We start from the raw sequence: 4884 nt of genomic DNA, 5'->3' as shown, positions 1-4884 counted from the left end.
CTCGGCGCCCGGGTCGTCACCGACACCGGCGGCTTCGGCGCGTACGCCGAACTCGTTGTCGCCGAGCAGGGTTCGGTGACCGTCATCCCGGACGGGCTGACCACCGACCTCGCCGCCGCGACCCAGATGCCGGGGTCGGTCGCCTTGGCCCTGGTCGCCACCGCGGCCCTCACCCCCGGCGAGACCGTTCTGGTCGAGGCAGCGGCCACCGGCGTCGGTAGCTGCCTCACCCAGTTGTGCGTGGCACGCGGCGCGCGAGTGATCGCCACCGCGGGCGGGGCGGACAAGGCTCGCCTGGCCCGCGCACACGGCGCCGCCGAGGTGATCGACCATGCCGTGCCCAGCTGGGCCGATCAGCTGCGCGAACTCTTGGCCGGTGACACCGTCGATGTCGTGTTCGACTCGATCGGCGGCGACTCGCTGACCCCGCTCCTCGACGTCATCACCCCGCTCAGCGGCCGCATCCTCAGCTACGGCTGGCTCGCGGGCGCACCGGCCCAGCTCGGCGCCGTCGACCTCATCCTGCGCGGCCTCACCCTCACCGGGTGCGCGGGAACCGCGTGGCTCGGCGAAGTCGCCCGGCAACGACCAGCTGCGCTCGAGGTCGCGGCACAGGGGCTGTTGACCATCGGGGTCGACTCGGTACTTCCGCTGACCGAGGCCGCGCATGCACATCGCAAGCTCGAGAATCGAACGGCACTCGGCGCGGTGTTGTTGCGGCCGTAGGGGTATGGCGTGCCGCTGTCTGGCTCACCGATCGGGTCGCGCGCGATGTAGACCGGTGGGCTGATGCGGGTCGGCCGGATCAGTCGGGAACACACGGTAGCCTGGCCGTATCAATTCGTGTCAGACCCTTCTGTCATGGTGGTCATGGTGGAACTGTTACCGGTTGGCACACTGCGGGTTCGAAGTGTTCGACCCTGCACGTCCTGCGACCGGGCGCGTGTTCACGGAGGCTAGTGGGGGCACATCTGGCGAGAAGTGGGGGTGTTGATGGCCAGGTTCGAAATCCCGGCAGGATGGGTGGCGCAGGCGTACCGGTTCGCACTCGACCCCACCCCCACTCAGCAGCGTGCCTTGCGCTCGCATGCGGGGGCGGCGCGGTTCGCGCACAATCACATGCTTGCGCTGGTGAAAGCGGTCATGGATCAGCGGACCGCGGAACGCAGCTACGGCATCAGCGACGATGAGCTGACCCCGTCGTTGGGGTGGTCGTTGCCCACACTCCGCAAAACCTGGAACACCCGCAAGGCTGCGGTCGCGCCGTGGTGGGGTGAGAACTCGAAAGAGGCCTACAACACCGGATTGGACGCACTCGCGCGTGGTTTGGACAACTGGTCGAAGTCCCGAACAGGTCAGCGCGCAGGCAAACCGGTTGGGTTTCCGAGGTTCAAGACTGCCTGGTCACGGCGGTCGGTGCGGTTCACCACCGGGGTCATCCGACCTACATCCTCTCTGTCAGGCGAGGACCGTCGTCTCGCAAGGGACGGCTGCCTGATGAAGAGCACTCTCACTCTCCAGAAGGCAACGGTTCCGGCGGAGCAGGCGCACGCGGCGGGGCTGGACATGTTGGGGTTCGAGGTCGCGGCCACCCACGACCTCACCCGCCATGCCGCGCTGTTCGGCCTCTCCGCCGCGCTCGACCGGAACCGAGGCCATTTCCCCGGGCTCAGTCCGGCGCCGCTGGCGGTGGAGGCCGCGGGCCAGAATGTCGTCGCCCGGTTCGATGCCACCGGATTCGAAGCCGCCGCCGTCTCCGCGGTCGCCATGGCGCCGGGCGGCGTTCCGCAGAAGAGCTGGTCGACGATCACCTCGGTGCGCATCGATCGGCCCTTCGGGTTTGTCGCGGTGGACCGGCCGACGGGACTGGCCATAGTCGCAGGTCAGGTCACCCGGCCACCACTGGAATGGGTCCGGCCTGCCAGCGCGGAACCCTCGCCGGGGCGGTTCCCCGGCGCCCCGTGGTGAGAGCGGTAATCACGATTGCCGATCCCGTTGCTCGGCAACGGGATTCGGTTTCGATGTCGTAGGTCGTATCCTGGTAGAGGTCCGCAATCGGTTGCACAGGGGGTCGTGGTGATCGTCGTTGTCGCGGACGAAACCGAACTCGAAGGCGCAGAAGAGGTCGTCGGCGCGGCGATCCGGGACTGGGCGTCCGCGGTGGGCGGCGTCGCGGTGTTCCGGTGCCATGTGCCGGAGAGCCGGGGCGGATCGGTCGAGGTCGACGCGCTGGTGTGCACGCCGCAAGGCGCCACCGTGGTGGAGGTGAAGGGGTTCACCGTCCGCCAGGACGGCACGCTCTCCACCCCGCCCAACGGGCCGTGGACGGTCGGTGGCGAGGAGGCCGCGCTCTATCACGCGGTGCGGGTACCGAATCCGTTCGTGCAGGTGCGGCGGCAGGTGTTCGCGGCGAAGAACCTGCTGCAGCAGTCCGGGATCTTCGGATGGGTGAACGCGGTGGTCGCGCTGGTCCCCCAGCCCGGCTCGCAGATCACCCTCGAAGAGGCCCGCATCGCCGACGGATACCGCGCCGTCCTCGTCCACCGCGACGACTCGACGGCCCTGCACGACTACTTCCACGCCGAGACCGGGCGCACGGTCCGGCTCAGCGTCAACGATGTGCGCCGGGTGTTCGCGGCACTGAATCTCAGCCAACTGCTGCCCAGCCGGGTCGCCTTGGCGGATCAGGGTTTTCCCGCGCGGCTCGATCCGTCGACCACGAGTCGGCCTGCCGCGCCTGCCTCGATCGAACTCGGTGACGCCGAGGAGACGGACGCTGTCGCGGGTGGTTCGTCGCGGGTGAGTACTCGGCTCGCGCAGGCGAGTACGCCCGCGTTTCTCGCCGCGATCGATCGGCTCGCGCATCGGCCGCACGCGTCGGCGGTATCGGCTGAGGTGCCCGAGGCAACGCGCGGTCATGAACAGCGTTCTCCCGAACAAGAATCGGGCAGCGAGGAGCGATCCGAGACCGCGTCGGCTCCGCGCAGCGCAGAGGCTCCCGGCGGCGATACGGCCGATACGGTTTCGCCCTTGGCCGGATTGGTGAGTGCACCTGCCGCAGCGGAGGTTTCACAGGGTAGCGCTTCGCCGAACCCCTCAGCCTCGATAGAACCCGCCGAACACTGCGCTGACCGCGCACAAACTCGACTTCCGGTCGAGAATCGCGCCATACAGCCGAATAGTGCACAGTCAGCGCAGTCCGAGCCGGCGGGCGAGACGGAAGTTGCCGCAGGCACTTCTGGCGGTAGCGCCTCCCCCGACGACAGCGGAACCGCCGCCCCGCCGGAGGATCATGTGGCCGCGAGCGAGGCCGATATGCGCGCCGACGAAACCGGGCCCACCGGTGCCGACGACGCATCGGATAGTGGAGTGGCAGAGGCCGATTCGAGCGTCGGCGCGAACTCCGACGATGATGGTGATCTCCGTGGCGAGGGCGTTGCCGGCGAAGCAGCCGACGGAGACAATGCGACCGCGAATACTCCGTCACCCGACGAAACAACCGCTCCCGCAGTGGACCCGGGCGAAGGCGTCACAGATGGAGACACGACTGTCACCGCCCCGCCGACCGATGTCGAGTCGGCAAGTGCTGTGTCACTGACGAAGTCGGCCGCTGAGCCACCCGCCGAAGCCTCGGGTGACACCGACGACGACTCGGCCGGTGCTCCGGCCGCCGACGGCAGCGCCGCGAGCGAGGCTGTGAGCAGGGAGATTCCGCCCGAGGACGATTCCGTCGGCGGACACGAATCGCAGGGGTACGGCGACTCGGACTACGAGCCATGGGAGGATCCGGAATACTCGGGCCGCGAAGCGCCGGGTGCCGAGTACGCGGCGCCTGCCGCCACAGCCGCGGTCGGCGCCGCTGCCGGAGCTGCCGCGGCGTGGTCGTCCAGTTCGTCGCACGATCCCGATCCGGCACATCGCGGCAACGCGGAATCGGTGGAGCAATTCGACAGCTCCGAGCATTGGACGGACTGGGTGGAACGGGACCGGACCTCGGCGCGGCCGACCGCGTCGAGCCGGTTGCGGGAGCGGGTACAGCACAAGCCGACCGGGCCGTCGCTGCTCGAACGGTGGCGTAATACCCCGGTGCGGGAACGGGGCGAACGCACACAGCCCCGGATCCGGATCGGCGCCGGTGTTGGATTGATCCTGTTCATCGTGCTGTTCGGGGTGGCGTTCTTCGCGATCACCGCGGTCCAGGCGAGCCGGTTCGAGATGGCGGACTACGACCGGATGTGCGGTGACCGGAAACCGTTCCCGAACGCCGCCGAATACCAGCGCGACGGGGCGCGGCCGATCTACCTCTCGGGTGATCTCGCCACGATGGTCGCCACCAGCGATTCGACCGCCTGGCATCCGAGGGACACGTCGTCGGTCCAGCTCATCGCGTGTATGCAGCAGGTGAGCCTGGGCGATCTCGTCCAGACCTGCCAATTCCCGCCTGCCCCAGGCACTCCCATCGGCCGCACCGTCAACCTGTTCCGGGCGACCTACGAGATCACCGTCTACGAACTGCGCACCGGACGCGAGGCCGGGCGAGCGATCATGATCGGCGAACGCTATTCGGCCGACCCCGCGAACACCGACCCCGACCGGTGCCGTGCCGCCGCCGACGCCCCGGACGTCCTCGGCCGCCGCCTTGGCCAGCCGTCGACCGCGCAGGTCACCGGCTTCCTCGCACCACTGGTCCACGCCGACCGCTGAACCGAGTTGACCTCGAGTGCACTCGAGGTAGCAGGATCACCCTCGTGCCCCGCGCACAACCCGACACCGCGCCACCCAGCGCCGGTCGTGGGGGCGGCGGGGTGGGCTAAACCCACCCCGCGGCCCCCGCCGCGGGGGCGGAAGCTCTGGTTGGGCGCCAGACCCGGCCGGGCGCCGGGG

General features: G+C 69.2%; 3 protein-coding genes. All 3 read left to right on the top strand.

What is annotated here, in order from left to right; genetic code table 11:
• The coding region (locus ACFWPJ_RS24730; protein WP_378854770.1) for a zinc-binding alcohol dehydrogenase family protein at positions 1-726 on the top strand (726 nt) is incomplete at its 5' end.
• Between the two features lie 267 nt (positions 727-993).
• Positions 994-1968: a helix-turn-helix domain-containing protein gene (locus ACFWPJ_RS24725; protein ID WP_378854769.1), complete on the top strand. Its 975-nt coding sequence runs from the start codon at positions 994-996 to the stop codon at positions 1966-1968.
• 108 nt (positions 1969-2076) lie between these two features.
• Complete coding sequence (locus ACFWPJ_RS24720; RefSeq protein WP_378854768.1) at positions 2077-4704, top strand: NERD domain-containing protein; 2628 nt, start codon at positions 2077-2079, stop codon at positions 4702-4704.
• Positions 4705-4884 lie beyond the last annotated feature (180 nt).

It is taken from the genome of Nocardia sp. NPDC058497, assembly GCF_042720195.1.
Taxonomy (GTDB): domain Bacteria; phylum Actinomycetota; class Actinomycetes; order Mycobacteriales; family Mycobacteriaceae; genus Nocardia.
The sequence above is the reverse complement of the archived record's forward strand: the minus strand, read 5'-3'. Positions and strand labels throughout refer to the sequence as shown.

Coding starts and splice junctions, on each gene's coding strand:
- ACFWPJ_RS24725 (WP_378854769.1), top strand. CDS start 994: ATGGCCAGGTTCGAAATCCCGGCAGGATGGGTGGCGCAGGCGTACCGG.